15 protein-coding genes are annotated in these 17,907 nt (G+C 61.5%); 13 read left to right on the forward strand and 2 right to left on the reverse strand.

Annotation, left to right across the window (positions count from 1 at the left end; genetic code table 11):
• Positions 1-86 precede the first annotated feature (86 nt).
• From AC4PTT_RS19855 to AC4PTT_RS19890, 8 genes are all read left to right on the forward strand, one after another.
• Entirely contained in the window at positions 87-881 is a 795-nt protein-coding gene (locus AC4PTT_RS19855; protein ID WP_492162822.1) for a creatininase family protein, read from the forward strand.
• Entirely contained in the window at positions 878-2,176 is a 1,299-nt protein-coding gene (locus AC4PTT_RS19860) for a cytosine deaminase (RefSeq protein WP_492162823.1), read from the forward strand. The genes AC4PTT_RS19855 and AC4PTT_RS19860 overlap by 4 nt, the downstream gene beginning before the upstream one ends.
• Positions 2,173-3,567 (forward strand): FAD-binding oxidoreductase, encoded by a 1,395-nt coding sequence (locus tag AC4PTT_RS19865; RefSeq protein ID WP_492162824.1) that lies wholly within the window; start codon positions 2,173-2,175, stop codon positions 3,565-3,567. Before AC4PTT_RS19860 ends, AC4PTT_RS19865 begins: the two co-directional genes overlap by 4 nt.
• Positions 3,568-3,609: 42 nt before the next feature.
• A complete protein-coding gene (locus tag AC4PTT_RS19870) occupies positions 3,610-4,857 on the forward strand; it encodes an NAD(P)/FAD-dependent oxidoreductase (protein ID WP_492162825.1) in 1,248 nt (415 codons plus the stop codon).
• Positions 4,858-4,891: 34 nt separating this feature from the next.
• Positions 4,892-5,719, forward strand: coding sequence for an ABC transporter ATP-binding protein (locus AC4PTT_RS19875; protein ID WP_492162826.1), 828 nt, complete (start codon positions 4,892-4,894; stop codon positions 5,717-5,719).
• 8 nt (positions 5,720-5,727) lie between these two features.
• Entirely contained in the window at positions 5,728-6,588 is an 861-nt protein-coding gene (locus AC4PTT_RS19880) for an ABC transporter permease (protein ID WP_206544902.1), read from the forward strand.
• A 122-nt stretch (positions 6,589-6,710) separates the two neighbouring features.
• On the forward strand, positions 6,711-7,877 hold the full coding sequence (locus AC4PTT_RS19885) for a hypothetical protein (protein ID WP_492162827.1): 1,167 nt from the start codon (positions 6,711-6,713) through the stop codon (positions 7,875-7,877).
• A 176-nt stretch (positions 7,878-8,053) separates the two neighbouring features.
• Positions 8,054-8,383: a RidA family protein gene (locus tag AC4PTT_RS19890; protein WP_492162917.1), complete on the forward strand. Its 330-nt coding sequence runs from the start codon at positions 8,054-8,056 to the stop codon at positions 8,381-8,383.
• 95 nt (positions 8,384-8,478) lie between these two features.
• Here the strand turns inward: AC4PTT_RS19890 and AC4PTT_RS19895 are convergent, their stop codons facing one another.
• Positions 8,479-9,837, reverse strand: coding sequence for an aromatic ring-hydroxylating dioxygenase subunit alpha (locus tag AC4PTT_RS19895; protein ID WP_206544905.1), 1,359 nt, complete (start codon positions 9,835-9,837; stop codon positions 8,479-8,481).
• Between the two features lie 341 nt (positions 9,838-10,178).
• Between AC4PTT_RS19895 and AC4PTT_RS19900 the strand changes: the two genes are divergently transcribed.
• The 3 genes from AC4PTT_RS19900 to AC4PTT_RS19910 all read left to right on the forward strand — a co-directional run bounded on the left by AC4PTT_RS19900 (position 10,179) and on the right by AC4PTT_RS19910 (position 13,283).
• Positions 10,179-10,499: a 2Fe-2S iron-sulfur cluster-binding family protein gene (locus AC4PTT_RS19900; protein ID WP_224873290.1), complete on the forward strand. Its 321-nt coding sequence runs from the start codon at positions 10,179-10,181 to the stop codon at positions 10,497-10,499.
• On the forward strand, positions 10,496-11,731 hold the full coding sequence (locus AC4PTT_RS19905; protein ID WP_492162828.1) for an NAD(P)/FAD-dependent oxidoreductase: 1,236 nt from the start codon (positions 10,496-10,498) through the stop codon (positions 11,729-11,731). Before AC4PTT_RS19900 ends, AC4PTT_RS19905 begins: the two co-directional genes overlap by 4 nt.
• Positions 11,732-11,822: 91 nt before the next feature.
• Complete coding sequence (locus tag AC4PTT_RS19910) at positions 11,823-13,283, forward strand: glutamine synthetase family protein (protein ID WP_113156836.1); 1,461 nt, start codon at positions 11,823-11,825, stop codon at positions 13,281-13,283.
• Positions 13,284-13,345: 62 nt separating this feature from the next.
• Here the strand turns inward: AC4PTT_RS19910 and AC4PTT_RS19915 are convergent, their stop codons facing one another.
• On the reverse strand, positions 13,346-14,065 hold the full coding sequence (locus AC4PTT_RS19915; RefSeq protein WP_475079862.1) for a helix-turn-helix transcriptional regulator: 720 nt from the start codon (positions 14,063-14,065) through the stop codon (positions 13,346-13,348).
• 422 nt (positions 14,066-14,487) lie between these two features.
• Here AC4PTT_RS19915 and wecB point away from each other — a divergent pair, with 422 nt between their 5' ends.
• Both wecB and AC4PTT_RS19925 read left to right on the forward strand, forming a co-directional pair.
• On the forward strand, positions 14,488-15,621 hold the full coding sequence (gene wecB, locus AC4PTT_RS19920; protein WP_492162829.1) for a non-hydrolyzing UDP-N-acetylglucosamine 2-epimerase: 1,134 nt from the start codon (positions 14,488-14,490) through the stop codon (positions 15,619-15,621).
• 37 nt (positions 15,622-15,658) lie between these two features.
• Positions 15,659-17,899, forward strand: coding sequence for a hypothetical protein (locus tag AC4PTT_RS19925; RefSeq protein ID WP_492162830.1), 2,241 nt, complete (start codon positions 15,659-15,661; stop codon positions 17,897-17,899).
• The last annotated feature ends 8 nt before the right edge of the window (positions 17,900-17,907 follow it).

Raw genomic sequence — 17,907 nt, forward strand, 5'->3', positions numbered from 1 at the left:
GCGGCCCGGGATCGCACAAACCTGCTTGACGTCCGACTGCTTTCTTGCAACGCTAAGCGAACTAATGTTCGATAATCGGTGAATTGATGGCCTTTCGTCTCTGGAGCGAGCTTTCTGCTGACGACCTGAAAACACTGGTCGATGATGCGACTGTCGCATTGTTGCCTGTGGGCGCCATTGAGCAGCATGGTCCCCACCTGCCGCTGAGCACCGACACCACGCTTGCAGAGGGGATTGCACTGGAAGCGGCGAAGCGTGTGGAGGACGCGCAGGTGCTGGTTCTGCCGCCGGTCGCCGTCGCCAAATCCGATGAACACACGGGCTTTCCCGGCGTTCTGACCCTCGACGCAGCGACGCTTCAGGCCGTGCTCATGCAGATCGGCCGGAGCGTCGCGCGTTCGGGCATTCGCCGGCTTGTCTTCCTCAATGCGCATGGAGGCAATGTGCCGGTGCTGCAGATCGCAGCGCGCGTGCTGCGCCTTGAAGAAGAGATGTTCTGCGTCGCCGCCGGCTGGATGAGCATGGGCTATCCGCCCGGCCTGATCCCCGAGGAGGAGTTGCGCGACGGCATTCACGGCGGACTGGTGGAGACTGCCGCCATGCTGCATCTGCGCCCCGATCTGGTTTCCATGGAAAAGGCGAAGAACTTCGTACCGGCCTCCCGTACGGTCGCCCAGTCGAATGATGTTCTGCGCCTGCTCGGCCCCGTTTCCACGGGCTGGACCATGAAGGATCTCAACGCCGATGGAGCCGCTGGCAATGCCGCGCTGGCGACGCCGGAAACGGGCAAGGCGCTCGTCGAGCATGCAGCCACACGTTATGCCCGGCTTCTCGAAGAGGTGGCGCGCTATGCGATCCCCTTCGGAGCGCCGCGCGTATGAACATCCGCGCCTGCGAGACACAAAAGAGCCGCTGGTTCACCAATGCCCGCGTCCCGGCTGCTCTGGCAGAGGGGTTTCCGCTCCGTGCGCTGGATCATGACAGCGGCCTTGCCATGATGGATTTCGGCATCACGGCGGATGGCGCGCTGACGCCGGAGAACAATGGCGGGGCTGAACTGGATCTCGCAGGGCGGATGGTTCTGCCCACATTCGTCGATTCCCACGTCCATCTCGACAAGGCCTATATCGTCAGGCGGACGGGTATTCCCCATGGCGGGCTTCTGGACGCCGTGAAGCTTTCCGGCGCGGATGCCGCCAACTGGTCGCAGACGGACCTGAAAAGCCGCATTAGTCAGGCGCTTGAACGCGCTTATCTGCATGGCACGTCCGCGATCCGCACCCATCTCGACACGCCGGTCATGCCGGATGAGAGCGACGCCTGGCGCGTTTTTGACGAAATGCGCAGCGACTGGCAGGGCCGCATTGCGCTTCAGGCCGTCGCGCTGATGGCTCTGGAGCGCGTCGAACAGGCGGAGTTCATCGAACGCTGCCGACAAATCAGCCGTCTCGGCGGTGTTCTGGGCGCGTTCATTGCGCCGAAGACGGCAACGCCGGAGCGCCTTGATGCGCTGTTTTCCTGTGCTGGCGAAACCGGGCTCGCGGTCGATTTCCATGTCGATGAAACGCTTGCGCCCGACGCCATGGCGCTCGAACTGATCTGCGACAGCATTCTGCGCACCGGCTTCAAGAGCCCGGTCATGGCCGGACATTGCTGCTCGCTCAGTTCCATGCCCACGGCAGACCGCGACCGCACCATCGAGAAAGTGGCGCGGGCCGGCGTGCATATTGTCTCGCTGCCGCACTCCAACCTGTTCCTGCAGGACCGCTCCAATGGCGCAACGCCGTCGCGGCGCGGCATGACCACCGTGCGCGAACTGGCTGCGGGCGGCGCATCCGTGCACTTCGCCTCCGACAATGTGCAGGATCCCTTCTATCCCTACGGCGATTTCGACATGGTCGACGTTTTCCGCTCTGCGGTGCGGACAGCGCATCTCGAAACCCACATCGGCAGCTGGGCGGCCCGCCAGTTCCGCGAGGCCGCGAAGGCCTGCGGCTTCGGCCAGCACGGCCTTGTTGCGGCAGGCGCACCTGCCGACCTGATCATTCTCGATGCCAGCGACTGGCTCGACCTGATGAGCCGTTCTTCGGCCGGCCGCGTCGTTCTGCGCGGTGGCGCGCCGCTTCAACCGCTTCCCTTCAATCTGCGCGATCTTTTCGCGATGGAGTACTCATGACTGCAGATATTTCAGCGTGCCGCGAGGCGCTGGCCCATCTCGACATCGACGACAATCCCCAGACGGTGCGCCAGAAGAGCCGCGACTTCTACTGGTACAGCCCGATTCTGAAGGAACAGCTCGACGACGTGACGGCCGATCTGGTCATTGCGCCGCGCAGCGTGGAAGAAGTGGTCGAAATTCTCGCCGCCTGCTGGAAGCATGACGTTCCCGTCACCACGCGCGGGGCCGGAACCGGCAATTACGGTCAGGCCATGCCGCTTTCCGGCGGCGTCGTTCTGCACATGAAGCACATGAACGAGATCCTCGAGATCGGCGACGATTATTTCGTGGCGCAGGGCGGCACGGTGATCGAGCATATCGAGCGCTCGCTGCGCGCGGTCGGCAAGGAAATCCGCCTGTTCCCCTCGACCATGGGCTCGGCAACCATCGCCGGCTTCATCGCTGGCGGGTCCAGCGGTGTGGGTGCGATCCGCTGGGGCGGTCTGCGCAATCCGGCCAATATTCGCCGGCTGCGCCTCGTCACCATGGAAGAGACGCCGCAAATCATTGATCTGGTCGGCGCAAGCGACATCAGCAAGGCCGCTCATGCCTATGGCGTCAATGGCGTCATCGTCGAGGTGGAAATGCCTGCCGATCCGGCGACCGACTGGGTCGACGTGATCATCGGTGTCGACACATTCGAAAACTCCTGCAGGCTGGCGCTTGAGATCGGCGACGACGACACGGTCTGCAAGCGCATGCTTTCGAATTTCGAGGCGCCCATTCCGTTCAACTATTTCCGCAGGCACCGCCCCTATCTGGAGGAAAGCGAGGCCGTTGTGGCCGTGACCGTCTCCACGGAAACGCTGGACCGGCTCGTTGAGGTTGTCGACGGCTTCGACGGTGCGACGCTCAGGCTGCGCTACGACCAGCTGGAAGAGGGCGTGAAGCTGCCGGCGGCTTTCGAGCTTGCGTGGAACCACACGACGCTGCGCGCTCTGCGCGTCGATCCGACCATCACCTATCTGCAGATGATGATCCCGCGCCCGGTGATGTTCGAAAAACTCGCCGAGGTGAAAGACCGGTTCGGAGACGAATTGCTGCTGCATTTCGAATTCACCCGGTTCGACGGCGTTGTCTCGCCCGTGGGCATCCCGATCGTGCGGCACACCAGCAATGAGCGGCTTGAGGAAATCATCCAGATACTCGAGCTGGAACTCGGCCTGCCGGTCTTCAATCCGCACCGGATCACGCTGGAAGAAGGCGGCATGAAGAAGACCAACCCGCATCAGCTGGCCTTCAAGAAACAGGCCGACCCGAAGGGGCTTCTCAATCCGGGCAAGATGATCGCCTGGAAGGATCCCGACTGGTCCCCCTCTCCCGGCAAGACCTACCTCTTTGCCGAATGATTTCCATCACAGACTGTGATTTGACCGGGGGGAGATGAACACATGACCGGCAGCAAGGGACATGTAACCATCATAGGCGCGGGCATTGTCGGCGTGAGCTGCGCCGCGTTCCTGCAGCGCGAGGGTTTTGGCGTGACGGTGGTGGACCGGCTGGAGCCGGGGCTCGGCACGTCGTTCGGCAATGCCGGTTCGGTCTCGCCCAGCGCCATCCTGCCGGTGGCGATGCCCGGCGTCATGAAGAAGATCCCCGGCTGGCTGATGGACCCGCTTGGTCCGCTCACGGTTCGCTGGTCCTATCTGCCGTGGATCGCGCCATGGCTTGCCCGCTTCATCAGCCACGCCACGCGTGAGGAATGCGTTCGTGTGGCCAGGGCGATGCGTTCGCTGATGGAAACCGTCTTCGACGATTACGGCGACATCCTCACCGGCGATGGGTTCAACCAGCTGATCCGCCGGAATGGCTGCCTCTACATCTATGAGAGCCGCCAGGAGCTTCAGGCGGCGAAATGGTCGCTCGATCTGCGCCGCAATCTCGGCGCGGAAATGATCGAAGTGGGCGGCGACGAGATCCGGCAGTTCGAGCCGGCCCTCAACAAACGCTTCGACATCGGCATTTTTGCGCCGGAGAACGGCTCGACCGTCGACCCCTATCTTCTGGTCAACAGCATTGCTGACCAGGTGAAGAAAAATGGCGGCAAATTCGTCACCGCCGAGGTCAAGGACGTCACGCTGGGGCCGGATGGGCCGGTTGCGCTGGAAACCACTGAAGGTCAGCTTCCCGTCGACCGGCTGGTCCTGGCGGCCGGCGCATGGTCGTCGCCACTGGCGCGCAAACTGGGCGCGAAAGTGCCGCTGGAAACCCAGAGAGGCTACCACGTCACATTCCCCAATCCGCAGATCGGTGTGAACCGCACCGTGATGTGGAACACCCGCAGCGTCTTCATCAATCCGATGGACTGCGGCCTGCGGATTGCGGGCACCGTGGAACTGGCCGGACTGAAGGCCGCGCCCAACTATGCCCGCGCGGACAAACTGACAGAAATCGCACGGGAGATGTTCCCCGAACTCGATACGACCGAACAATCCAAATGGATGGGCCACAGGCCTTGTCTTCCAGACAGTTTGCCGGTTATCGATCGTTCGCCACGCTTCTCCAACACCGTCTTTGCATTCGGTCATCAGCACGTCGGCATCTGCTCGGGAGGACCGACAGGCAGGCACGTCGCAGCGCTGATGGCGGGAAAAACACCCAAGATCGACCTATCGCCGTTTTCGGTGAGCCGCTTCTAGCGGGCGCACCGCATTTCAACTGGGAGGACTCATAATGACATTGCAGGCTGTTCCTCAGCCCCCGGACAGGACTGGAGGCAGGACCGGAGACGCAAGTTCTCCCACCGGTCTTCCGATTGCCGGGAACGATGTCGCGCTTTCTTTCGAGAACATCTCGATGCAGTTCCCCGATGGAACGCAGGCGCTTGAAGATGTTTCGCTGACCATCCGCAAGGGCGAGTTCGTCTCGATCGTCGGCCCTTCGGGCTGCGGAAAGTCCACCCTTCTGAAGATCGCTTCCGGCCTGTTCCCCCAGACCTCGGGCATCGTCAAGGTGGATCGCAGTCAGCTTGGCTACACGTTTCAGGACGCGACCCTTCTGCCGTGGCGCAAGGTGCTCGGCAATGTGGAGCTTCTGATGGAGCTGCGCGGCTTTTCGCCTGAAGAGCGCCGCAGGATCGCCCTGGAGCAGATCAGCCTGGTCGGGCTCGACGGCTTTGCCGAGCATTATCCCAAGCGCCTCTCCGGCGGCATGCGCATGCGCGCATCGCTGGCCCGCTCGCTGGCGCTGAACCCCAGCGTGTTCATGTTCGACGAGCCCTTCGGCGCGCTCGACGAGATCACCCGCGAGCGTCTCAATGACGAGCTGGTGTCGCTGTTCATGCGCAATGGCTTCAGCGGCCTGTTCATCACGCACTCGATTTCAGAGGCAGTCTATCTGTCCAGCAAGGTGGTCGTCATGTCGCGCCGCCCGGGACAGATCCTCGAAGTGTTCGACATTCCCTTCGCCTATCCGCGCGATCCGGAGCTTCGCTACACGCCCGAGTTCGCAACCCTTTGCAGCGAAGTCTCCGTATCCCTGCGAAATGCTATCGAGAATTGAGACGATCGATGACACAGACACAGCCTTCATCCAATCTCACTGCACATTCGCCGGTTCCGTTCACGGCGGAGCGCGGGACGCTTGGAAACCTCCTCATGCTGCTCGTGCCGCCGCTCGTCCTGTTCGGCATGTTCATTCTCTTATACGCGATGGTGCGCGCAAACCTTGAGCCGCACCGCCAGTTCCTCATGCCCTCGGGCTATGAACTCTGGGATAAAGCGTTCGGCCTTTCGGACGTGCGCTGGGAACTCCTGACGCGCTCGCTCACCACGCTTGGCATCGCGCTCGCCGGCCTGTGCATCTCGATCCCGGTCGGCATCCTGCTCGGCGTGATCATGTTTCGCGCCACGATTCTCGAACGCGCCATGTTCCCGAACATCGTCGCGTTCCAGTCGATCCCGACGCTCGCCATCATTCCGCTGATCCAGACGGCGCTTGGCTTCGGCACGCTGCCGAAGGTTCTGATCGTGGCCAAGTTCACCATGTTCGCCATCCCGATCACCCTTCTCCTCGGCCTCAAGAGCGTTGACCGCGGCATCATCAACCTGTTCCGCCTGCAGGGCGCGAGCTGGCGCACGACGCTGGTCAAGGCGTGCTTTCCGTCTGCAGCGCCGGCGCTCTTCGCCGGTCTGCGGATCGCGGCAAGCCTCGCCGTCATCAGCGCCATCGTCTCGGAGCTGTTCTTCCTGGCCGGCCGTGGCGGCCTTGGCCAGATGATCATCAACTCAAAGATCGACTTCAAATATGAGCAGATGTATGCGGCGCTGATGACCGCGACCTTCCTGTCGGTCTGCGTCTACATCGCCTTCACCTGGCTCGGGCACTGGTTGTTCTCGGACTGGCATGAATCCGGCGGCAAGGAGACCTGACGCCAATTCTACGGGCGGGCGAAGAGCAGCCTCTCTTCGCCCGCTCGCATTTCCGCCTGGCATTGGTTTCCCGCCGCGAGCCGATGCCTACTCGACCCACAACAACAATGAGGGAACTGAAAATGAGAAGCTTGAAGACTGCTTTGCTGGCAACCGCGATGGCCGCGCTTCCCGCCATTGCGCAGCCGGCCCTGGCTCAGGAGCCGGGCGATTTCGCCCAAAAGGCCTACACCACGCCGCTGGCCGATGTGTGTCCCAATCCCTTCATCGTGCAGAAGGACTGGCTTGCCCAGGCCGAACACGGTGCGCTCTACCAGATGATCGGTGGCGGCGGTAAAATGGAAAGTGGCCGCTACACCGGCCCGCTGGGCAGCACCGGCATCGACCTCGTCATTCTCGAGGGCGGCGGCGGCATGGGCCTTGGTGACGGCGAAACCGCCTATTCGGCCCTCTATATGGGCAACTCCAAGGCCGGCCTGCGTCCGCATCTGGGCTACCAGGAGCTGGACAACGCCTTCATCTTCTCCGAGCGTTTCCCGGTGGTCGGTGTCGTCGCGCCGCTCAACATCGCCCCGCAGGGCCTGTTCTGGGACCGCGAGACCTATCCGGACGGCTTCCACAGCATCGATGACATCATTGCCTTCGGCGAGTCCGGAAAGGGCATGATCTACGTCTCGACCATTCAGCGCACCTTCGGCCTTTACCTCTTACAGTCCGGCGTCTCCCAGGACGTCTTTGTCGAGGGCTACCGTGGCGACGGCGAGAACTTCGTCACCAATAATGGCACCTGGCTGAACCAGGGCTTTGTCACCAGCGAACCCTATGCATTCTCCACCGGCAACAACTGGGGCAAGCCCATCGACGCGGTCACCGTCGGCGAACTGGGCTATCCCAATTACAGCGGCATGCTGTCGGTTGCGGAAAACCGGATGGATGAACTCGCACCCTGCCTTGAGAAGCTCGTGCCGATCATTCAGCAGGCGGTCGTCGACTACATGGACGACCCGACCGAGGTTCTGGAAACCATCCACGATTTCACACAGGGCGGCTACGCCACATCCTGGTGGAAGCTGTCCATGGACAAGCTCGAATATGGCTGGAAGACGCTCAAGGAGCGCGGCATCATGGGCAATGGCTCGAATGACACGATCGCCGACTTCGACACGGAGCGCGTGGCTGTAATGTTCGACATCGTTCAGCCCTGGCTGGATGAGCGCGCCAAGGAAGGCCTCGATCCGCAGAGCGTCGTGACGAACCGGTTCATCGATCCGGGCATCGGCCTGAAATAACCCGTCGCTCGCTCCCGTCGAGAGCCGAAATGCCGCTCCGGAAACGGGGCGGCTGTTTTCATTCGCGGTTTGCCATGCATCATGGCGGCCGCCCCATCTGTCAGAAGGAGAGACGCTTGGCCATTCCCGTGAACCCCGGTGATCTTCCGCCACCCTTTTCCAATTACAGCCATGCCATGCAGGTGCCGGAAGGCGCGCGTCTTCTCGTGTGCTCCGGCCAGCTCGGCATGCGCCCGGACGGCACGATCCCGGACGATACGGCCGAACAGGCCCGCATATGCTTCGACAATATCCGCAAGCTTCTAGAGGCAGCGGACATGGATTTCGAGGATGTGGTGCGCATCAGCGCCTTTGTGACGGGCCGCGAGCACATGGCGCCCTATATGGATGTGCGCAATGCCCTGTTCCCTGCGCCCTACCCCGCATCCACACTGATGATCGTGAGCGGGTTCACAAAGCCCGAATTCACCGTCGAGGTGGAAGTGCTGGCCGCGAAGCGCGACTGATCGTTTCCAAATGATCGTTCATTGAAAAGGCCCGCCTCATTGTTGAGGCGGGCCTTTTCGTGTGTCGAGTTCAATCCGGCGTGGCGTAAAGCGCCTTACTCGGCTGCCGAAACATGCGGCACCTTCTCCGCCAGTTCTTCTGGAACGGGAGCAGCCCAGGGTGCTGCGCGGCGGCGCTTCACATCGACCTCCATCCAGTAGGTCTCCCAGCCGCGTGTCGGGCCGATGCCGTCCATCGTGGCCGGACCCTGAATGCTGCGGGCATGCTTTTCGTCCAGCGTCAGGAGCGGCTTGCCGCCATTGACCGCCTTTTCGATTTCCTGCTTGAGCAGGCGGCGATACTGAACGATTGCCTTGTCGGATTGCCCCAGATGCTCGCGGGTGCGGTCCTGAATGCGGCCCATCGATTCAACGGCCCACTGATCGTGAACATTGATGTCGAGGCCCATGCCCGTATAGGTCTCGGTCGCCTGCTCATGCGGATCGAAACCGTAGTCGTTGGCCTTGTTGCGGCGCGATACATAGTCCGGCAGCTCGTAGAGCTCGAGGCGCTGTTCGCGCATCTTCTTCTTGTCGACCGGCGCACCATAGCTGGTGAAGATCGCGTACCAGTAGCAGGTCTCGTCATCGACAGGCACATGCCACTGGGTGATGGTCATGTCGCCGCTCATTGGAATGACGAAGCCGTGCGGGAAGAGCTGGTTGGTCACGCGCACATGCGTGCGTTCCTCGTCGATCTCGCGCAGCGCGATCAGGCGAAGGCCATATTCCGTGCGCTCCACATTGATGATCGGGCGGTCATATTCGCGCAGGATCTTCGTCATCGGCAGATCACTGTCGGCGGACGCGGCACGGAACTGCTTGCCGTAAGCTTCCGACGTGTCCTCATCCTCGAAGAAGCGATGCAGGAAGGAGGCGTGTGCGGGATCGATGCCGACTTCGAGCGCCTGCAGCCAGTTGCACTCGATCAGGCCCTTGAAGGCGAATGTGTGGGTGCCGGGCGCCACGAAACAGTCGAGCTCGGGAAATGCCGGAGGCTCGTCACCGCCGAGATAGGCCCACAGGATGCCGCTCTTCTCAACAACCGGGTAAGCGCGCTGCTTGATGTTCTTGCACAGGTTCGAAGCGGCGGGCTCGGCCGGCGTTTCCAGGCAATTGCCTTCAACGTCGAACAGCCAGCCATGAAACGCGCAGCGAAGACCGCCATTTTCCAGACGGCCGAACGCCAGATCCGCGCCGCGATGCGGACAGTCGCGATCCACCAGTCCGTAGCGCCCCTGCTCGTCGCGGAACATCACGAAGTTTTCGCCAAGCAGCTTGACGGGGACGATGGGGCGGTCGCCCTCCAGTTCATCCACCAGGGCTGCCGGCTGCCAGTATTTGCGCATCAGCTTTCCAGCGGGTGCGTCAGGACCGATCCTGGTGATAAGATCGTTCTGCTCTTGGCTCATCATGGCTGTGTCTCTTCCCTTCTCTTCCGCGCGTTGGCTGAAATCCCACTGCTCGAGCGCATGCTCGCCTCCACCCAGTCAGACCGGATCAATGCTAGCGGCCTCCAGATCGATCGCCAAATTGGTCGATAATCGATCTATTGTGCGATTATATTCTATTAGAACACGCAATCAAGAGCTTTAGCGGAATTCCAGAAATGGGTCGATTGCGCTCCCGCCCAATGATTTCACCATTTTGCTTCCTGCATTTGTTGACAGGCTTCCATGATCCATGTGATCAATTGGTCGATAAATGATATTGTGTTCGTTATTCGACCAATCGGAGGTCAACCGTGAGCGAAGCCATCACCATCAAGTTCGAAACCAGCGGCGGCGAGCAGATTGAAGTTCAGGCGCGCCCGGGCGTAAGCGTCATGGAAGCCGCGGTAATGAACAATGTGGGCGGCATCGAAGCGGAGTGCGGCGGTGCCTGCATCTGCGCCACCTGCCATGTGTATTGCGACAATCTCGAGGACGGCACGGTCGGCGAAATGTCTTCGGAAGAAGACGACATGCTCGACATGGCCTCCGCCGAGCGGCGACCGACCAGCCGGCTTTCCTGCCAGCTTCGTGTCAGTGAAAAGCTCAAGGATGCCGTCTTCATCATCCCGGAGAACCAGTTTTGAGCGCGGTCGTCATCGTCGGCGCATCCCACGCCGGCGTACAGGCCGCCGCATCGCTCAGGCAAAAGGGCTGGCAGGAGGGCATCGTCCTGCTTTCCGCGGAAGGCGATTATCCCTATCACCGCCCGCCCCTCTCGAAGGCCTATATTGCGGGCGAAAAGGATGAGGAGCAGCTGCTCCTGCGCGCGCCCGATTTCTATCGCGATCAGGGAATCGACCTGCGCCTGAACGAGCCGGCGCTGAGCATCGATCCTCATGCGCAACAGGTGGTCACCGCATCGGGCAGGCTCGACTACGGCAAGCTCGTTCTCGCCACCGGCTCGAAGGCGCGCACCCTGCCCCTGCCCGGCGCCGAGGCGCGCGGCATTCACACGCTCCGCTCCATCGCCGATGCACGCCACCTGCGTAGCTCCATGCAGGATGCAGAGAACATCGTCATCATCGGCGGCGGGTTCATCGGACTGGAATTTGCATCCACTGCGGTCAAGCAGGGCAAGTCCGTCGTCGTTCTGGAGGCGCAGGAACGCCTTTTGACACGCGCGTTGCCAGAACGGCTGAGCGCCTTTATCGGCGGCTATCACACGGCGAAGGGCGCAATGTTCCGCTACGGCGCGCTGCCGGAGCGCTACACCACCACCGATGACGGCAGGGTGAGCGGCGTTCAGCTTGGCGACGGAACCACCCTTCCCGCCGATCTCGTGCTTGTGGGCGTGGGCGGCATCGCGGACATGGCGCTGATCGAGCCGCTCGAACTCAAAACCATTGCAGGCGGCATAGAGGTGGACGCGCACGGCCTGACCAGCGCCCCCGATATCTATGCGCTGGGCGACGTTGCAGCCTTCCACAACGCCTATGCGAACGGGGCCATGCGGCTTGAATCCGTGCAAAACGCTGTCGATCAGGCAAAGTCTGCCGCCGAGCACATTGCCGGTGGCAATGCGCCGCTTGGCGCTGTTCCATGGTTCTGGACCGATCAGTATGACCTGAAAGTGCAGATGGCCGGCCTGCCGAGACCGGGCACGACGGAGCTTCTTCGCGGAGATCCTGAAAGCGGCGCGTTCAGCATATTGCAGATGGAGGGAGACCGTCTGGTGGCGGCCTATTCGGTGAACCGCGCCGCCGATCACATGGCCTCGCGCAAACTGATCGCCGCAGGCCAGAGCATTGATCAGCGTATGGCTGCAGACATCGACACACCGCTGATGAAGGCGGTTGCCGTAGCCGCCGTATCCTAGCCTGAAAGAGCGGTGGGCGAGAGAACCGCCCGCACGCCACACAACAAGACCAACAATTCGGCAGCAGCCATACCAGAGGGAAGAGACAGGCATGTCGGGCAATTTGGACAAACTCAAGAGCGGCCTCGTCGCGGCGAAAAACCTCTTGAGCGACGAGCAGTTTGAACGCGCAGACGAAGTGCTGGCGCTCATCCGCGAGCGCGGGCTGGAGACCGTGCGTCTGGCGTTTGCCGACCAGCATGGCGTGCTGCGCGGCAAGACCATTGTTGCCGACAAGGTCGATTCCCTGTTCCGCAACGGCATGGCGATGACGTCGACGCTTCTCCTGAAAGACACATCGCATCGCACCGTGTTCTCCGTCTGGGAGGAGAGCCAGAACAATGGCGCGGGAGAACTCACCGGCGCCGGCGATGTCATGATCGTTCCCGACCCTGAAACCTTCCGCCAGCTTCCCTGGTCGCCCCATAGCGGCTGGCTCTTATGCGATGTCTATTACAAGGACGGGCGGCCCTTCCCCCATTCGCCGCGTGGCATCCTGCGCGATGCCGTCAGTCGTCTTGGCCAGCGCGGTCTCGACCTCGTTTGCGGGCTGGAAGTCGAGTTCTACGTGTTCCGTGTGGATGACCCGCGTCTGGAACACACAGATGGCGGCATGCCTGCCCTGCCCCCGGAAACGAGCCTTATCTCCCATGGCTACCAGTATCTGACCGAGTCCCGCTACGACGCGCTGGAGCCCGTGGCCGACGAACTGCGCCGTGCGTGCCAGAAACTCGGCATGCCGGTCCGGTCGGTCGAGGCGGAGTTCGGTCCAAGCCAGTTCGAGTTCACCTTCGAGCCGGACACGCCGATGAACCATGCCGACACGATGATGCTGTTCCGCTCCACCGTGAAACAGGTTTGCGCGCGCATGGGGCTGCACGCCACGTTCATGTGCCGCCCGAAGGTGGACAATGGAATGGCAAGCGGCTGGCATCTGCACCAGTCTCTGGTCGAGCGCGCAAGCGGGCGCAACATGTTCATGCCGGGTGAAGGCGAAGACCTGTCGCCCACCGCAAGCGCCTGGATCGCGGGCCTTCTGGAACACGCTGCCGAGAGCTGCCTTCTGACCACGCCGACGGTCAACGGCTACAAGCGCTATCAGCCCTTCCAGCTCGCGCCGGATCGCGTGCAGTGGGGCCGCGACAACAAGGGAGCGATGATCCGCGCCCTCTTCGCGCAGGGCGACAGGGCAAGCCGCATCGAAAACCGCGTCGCGGAGCCGGCGGCCAACCCCTACTACTATTTTGCTTCACAGATCCTGTCGGGGCTCGACGGGTTGGAGCGGGGTCTTGAAGCCCCCGCTCCCGTGGAGCGTCCATATGACAACAATTCACAGTTCCTGCCCAAGAGCCTGATCGCGGCAATCGAGCGGTTCGAACAGTCCGATTTCTACAAAAGCGCCATCGGCGAGGATTTCGTCGCCTATCTGGCCCACATCAAGCGCGCGGAATGGAACCGCTATCTGATGACGGTTTCAGAGTGGGAGCAGAAGGAATACTTCTCTCTCTTCTAAAGGGCCGGTTCATTCTGGCGCGATATCCGATTGCCGTGGCGTCCGCGCCACGGTTCTGACGATCACTGACCGGAAAAAATGATGATCGCCTGCGCCCGGCTGGCAACATCCAGCTTCCGCAGAATTTCGGACATGTGATAATCGATTGTCCGTTTCGACGACCCCATGATGGTCGCGATGTCGCGGTTAGATTTTCCCTGACTTGCCCACTTGAGGATCTCTATCTGCTTGCCAGAGAGTTCCTTCAGCGACTGCGCCATAGCCGGCAGCCCGATGCTTGGAACGCCGAGCACGGCCGCCCGGGTGAGCGCGGTCTGCGCAAGAATGGCCACCGCATGGGGAACATCGGGGTCCACGATCACATCTGAAAACGACAGCGCAGTGATGGCGCTCACGGTATCTGTCGCCCCCCGCACTGATGCGGTCACGCCGCTGCATATGCCAGAGAAGTCGATATATTCCGCATATGCCCGCGTATCCGCGTCCCGCGCCCAGTCGTCTGGTGTCCAGAGCTTTCGCAGACCGGGCTGTCCAGCCAGCTTAAGCAGAGGATCACGGGCGCTCCAGTGCTCATTGTGATAGGCATCCAGGTCCTCCGAAGTCCAGCTCGTCAGCGTCGGCGATGTCATGAACTCCCGCACATCCGCCTTGTTGCATGACAGGTTGAAGCTCTGAAAGCCAAGAGCCGCCATCCCCTCACCAAGCGCGGAGACGAGTTGGGACTTGTTTTGAGCGCCGCAAATCGATGCAACAGCGCAATCGACGGTGTGAAAGATCGACATGGGTCCAGATAAAATCCGAAACTTGCAGCGGGTAGTGCGACAAAAAAACTTAGACGACTGACAAACTTACCAGTTCACCCTATATACTTAGGCGACTTATTCGTACATCGGAATCATTTAAAGGGTTCGTTTCTGATGAAAACGCACAAACTCGCTGTCCGGCGTCGCCTGCACGTTTCCGAAGGCTTTCAGCTGCCTGCGCGGCTAATGGCTTCCGGGTCTTGCTGCAGGAGAAGCCAGAAAGCGGGCCCGCAGCATCAGGATCGCCCCTCCTAAAACTGGCTTCCCCAGAGTAGCCGGCTGTCTCCAATGAGACGTCAGACCGGTTTTAAAAGCTGCCGATGCGCCCGACGGACTGTCTTACGACACGATGCCGGCGCCCCTCCCACGATTCTGATCAGATACTTCAGGGCATTGTTTCAATGAGAATTTTATCGGTTTTCGGCACGAGACCGGAAGCGATCAAGATGGCTCCGGTCATCAAGGCGCTGGCTGCCAAAAGCGGGCTTCAGCCAATTACCTGCGTGACCGGACAGCATCGCCAGATGCTCGATCAGGTTCTCGAGCTTTTCGGCATCAAGCCGGACCACGATCTTTCGGTCATGACACCCAACCAGACGCTTAACGGTCTCTCAGGCAGGGTAATCGAGGGTCTGGACGCCATTCTCGCCGATGAGAAGCCCGATTATGTGCTGACCCATGGCGACACCACGACCGCAATGGCCGCCAGTCTGGCCGCGTTCCATCGGAACATTCCGGTCGGACATGTGGAAGCTGGCTTGCGCACCTACGATCTGTCAAAGCCGTGGCCGGAGGAGTTTAATCGGCGCACGATCGATGTCCTCGCAACAAAACTGTTCGCGCCGACCGACACAAGCGCCGCCAATCTGCGCTCCGAGCGGTTGAACGGTGAAATCCTTGTCACGGGCAACACGGTCATCGACGCCCTGATGGAAACCGTCGAGCGGATCAGGACCACGCCGGAGCTGAAGGCCCAGCTGGATGCCCGGTTCTCCTTTCTGGATCCCTCGTGCAAACTCCTCCTCGTCACGGGCCATCGCCGCGAGAGCTTCGGTGATGGTTTCCTGAACATATGCAAGGCGCTGGCCAGCCTGTCGCGGCGCGACGACCTGCAGATCGTTTATCCGGTGCATCTGAACCCCAATGTCAGCGATCCGGTCCATGAGTTGCTCGGAAAAAATCCGAACATTTCGCTCATCGACCCGCAGGAATATCTGTCCTTCGTCTATCTCCTGAACAGGGCGGACATTGTCCTGACCGATTCCGGCGGTGTGCAGGAAGAAGCCCCGTCGCTCGGGAAGCCGGTTCTGGTCATGCGCGATGTGACTGAACGCCCTGAAGCCGTTGCTGCAGGCGGCGTCCGTCTGGTCGGAGCCCGAACAACGCGGATTGTCAGCGAGGTCGAGCAGCTTCTCGATGACGCGGCCCATTACGCAAGCTTCGCGCGCATCCTCAATCCCTATGGGGACGGGCATGCCTCAACCCGCATCGCCGCCGCTCTAGCGGGCAGATCGAGCGCGGCATTCGCCGCCTGATCGCAATCCCCATCCAATTTCAGAAAACGGGTTAATCATGACCGTCTCATCTCGCCGTAGCGCCATATTGTCTTCCGTTTTGAGCGGGGCGTGCGGGTTGATCATCATGCATGGCGGCAATGCCGCGCAGGCTGCGGAAATCGCCGATGCGATCACCGCGCTTTCGCAGCAAACGGAGATCCGCGAGCGGGTCAGCCTGAAGGCGCTTGGCCTCACCGAACCGGTCGTGCTCGGTTCCAGCGATGCGCGTCGCGACATCTATCTGCCGGTGCCCGCGAATATCGAGCTGTCCGAGCCGCGCCTGGTCGTGGACGGCCGCTATCTGCGCGCCGATGGCGGACAGACGACCTACACGCTTGCAGTCGATGGCACGGTCGTGGCCGCCCAGTCGCCAACCGCGCCTCAGGGAGACGTCGAGATCAGCGTCGATGTTGAGGGGGCACCGCGCCCGTCCGGGTTTGTGCGGATGGGGCTCGCATGGTCTTCGGCCACGGGGCGTTTTCTCTGCGACGATGCCCGCCCCATCGGAAACATGCTGCAGATCTCGCCGGATTCCCATCTGGAATACAGCTATGATGCAGGCGACGTGAAAACCATTGCAGATGCCTGGTCCGCCCTGCCCCAGCGTGTGGTGCTTCTGGTTTCCAGCGACGAGCTGGCAAGCGAGAGCTTCGATGCCGCCTGGCGTCTGGGCGTCACGCTCGAGCGCGCCGGCAAGACGGTGGATGTTGCAGCGCTTCCGACAATCGGCAGCGAATTCGATGTCAGCGGGCTCGAAATCCCCCCGGCTCTCAAGCGCGTTCCCGCATTTGCAGCGCTTGCCGGTGGCGGTGTCATCACCCTGTCGAGCGACGCTGAAATCGGGGCCCTTATCCTGCTTGATGCACCGCAGCTGCACGCGCATATCGCGGTTGCCGACCAGATGCTGGCAGGCGGGCTGACAACCGCTCTCAAAGCGGTCGCCGAAGAACTCGAACGGGCAGACGCCGCAGCCGTCGATGCAATCGACCCCCTCGTGGTGCGCAAGAACGCGCTTGCAATGGCGAGCGAGCCAAAAAGCATCGAGATTGCCACGCTCACCGGTCGGCCCGTGATCGCAGTCGCGCCAGATGCCGCACGCGCCGCCTCCGGTCTGCTCGACGGTTTCTGGCGTCGCACCGCCAGCACGGATCATCTTGTTCTCGACACGGCCGCAAGGCCCGACACCGACACAGACAGCATCGCTCTGGCCTCGCTCAATCAGGCGGCCGGAAATCTGGATGTCGTTGCACGCGGCGACTGGACGACGTCATTCAACCTTGGCACCAGCCTGCCCGAGGGCAAGGTTCCCGCCAGCATGGATGTCTATGTCGCGGCCGCTCCCGGCGCGACAGCGACGGCACCCGTGGCCTCGATCTTCATCAACGACTATCTTCTTGGCGCAAAGCGCCTCACCGCCGACGGGAAGGCGGAGAAAATCTCCGTCGACATCCCGTCTTACGCCCTCCTTCCCCGCAACACGATGCAGGTGCGCATTCAACGCCAGCCGGCAAGTGACGAATGCCGCGAAACGCCCCAGCCTTTCCCGGCTGCGGTGCTGCCGGAAAGCCGGGTTTTCCTGAAATCCGCGCCAAAGCTCGGCAATTTCGCAGAAATGACGGCGCGGCTCGCCGGCGATGCAAGCCTGTTCGTTCCGACCAGCTGGCGTCTTGATGCTACCCGGTCTCTGCCGACGATCATTCAGCTCGCTGACACGGTCGGGGTCTCGCCATCCCGCGCGACGCTGAGCTTTGAAGAAGGCGACGCGGAGATCGAGCCGAAAACGCCGTATCTCGCCTTTGACACGCCCGTCAAAGGCGCCCGCGATACCGTAAAGGTCTCCGGTGACCGGGTCTCAATTGCCGATGCCAAAGGCAAGACATTCTATGATGTTTCGGGTCTCGAACGGATCGCTGTCGTGCAGGCGGTATCGGGTTCCAAAGAGCCGGGCGTCAGCTATCAGAGTGTCGGAACGCCGCCTGTCTTCGAAACGCCTTTCCAGCTTGCCGGCGGCGATATCGCCGTATTGGGAGACGATGGCGTCCTGGCAGCGGTAAACAGCCGAGGCGCACCGCTTTACCTCAACGAAGACGGAAGCCAGCGCGGCGATGCTCCCTTCACATGGGAGCGGCTGCTTGATCCTGCATTCTGGATACACAATCTCTCGCTGCTCGTGGCCGGGGTGCTCGCCTTTGCGTTCTTCCTGCTGATCTTCTTTGCGCGCCGCGCCAAGAAGCGTCAAAGCGCCGATCAGGGATAAGCGGGCAA

The organism is Nitratireductor sp. WH36-1, from assembly GCF_058725515.1.

Coding starts and splice junctions, on each gene's coding strand:
- AC4PTT_RS19875 (WP_492162826.1), top strand. CDS start 4,892: ATGACATTGCAGGCTGTTCCTCAGCCCCCGGACAGGACTGGAGGCAGG.
- AC4PTT_RS19885 (WP_492162827.1), top strand. CDS start 6,711: ATGAGAAGCTTGAAGACTGCTTTGCTGGCAACCGCGATGGCCGCGCTT.
- AC4PTT_RS19925 (WP_492162830.1), top strand. CDS start 15,659: ATGACCGTCTCATCTCGCCGTAGCGCCATATTGTCTTCCGTTTTGAGC.
- AC4PTT_RS19895 (WP_206544905.1), bottom strand. CDS start 9,837: ATGATGAGCCAAGAGCAGAACGATCTTATCACCAGGATCGGTCCTGAC.
- AC4PTT_RS19880 (WP_206544902.1), top strand. CDS start 5,728: ATGACACAGACACAGCCTTCATCCAATCTCACTGCACATTCGCCGGTT.
- AC4PTT_RS19890 (WP_492162917.1), top strand. CDS start 8,054: ATGCAGGTGCCGGAAGGCGCGCGTCTTCTCGTGTGCTCCGGCCAGCTC.
- AC4PTT_RS19870 (WP_492162825.1), top strand. CDS start 3,610: ATGACCGGCAGCAAGGGACATGTAACCATCATAGGCGCGGGCATTGTC.
- AC4PTT_RS19865 (WP_492162824.1), top strand. CDS start 2,173: ATGACTGCAGATATTTCAGCGTGCCGCGAGGCGCTGGCCCATCTCGAC.
- AC4PTT_RS19910 (WP_113156836.1), top strand. CDS start 11,823: ATGTCGGGCAATTTGGACAAACTCAAGAGCGGCCTCGTCGCGGCGAAA.
- AC4PTT_RS19855 (WP_492162822.1), top strand. CDS start 87: ATGGCCTTTCGTCTCTGGAGCGAGCTTTCTGCTGACGACCTGAAAACA.
- AC4PTT_RS19860 (WP_492162823.1), top strand. CDS start 878: ATGAACATCCGCGCCTGCGAGACACAAAAGAGCCGCTGGTTCACCAAT.
- wecB (WP_492162829.1), top strand. CDS start 14,488: ATGAGAATTTTATCGGTTTTCGGCACGAGACCGGAAGCGATCAAGATG.
- AC4PTT_RS19915 (WP_475079862.1), bottom strand. CDS start 14,065: ATGTCGATCTTTCACACCGTCGATTGCGCTGTTGCATCGATTTGCGGC.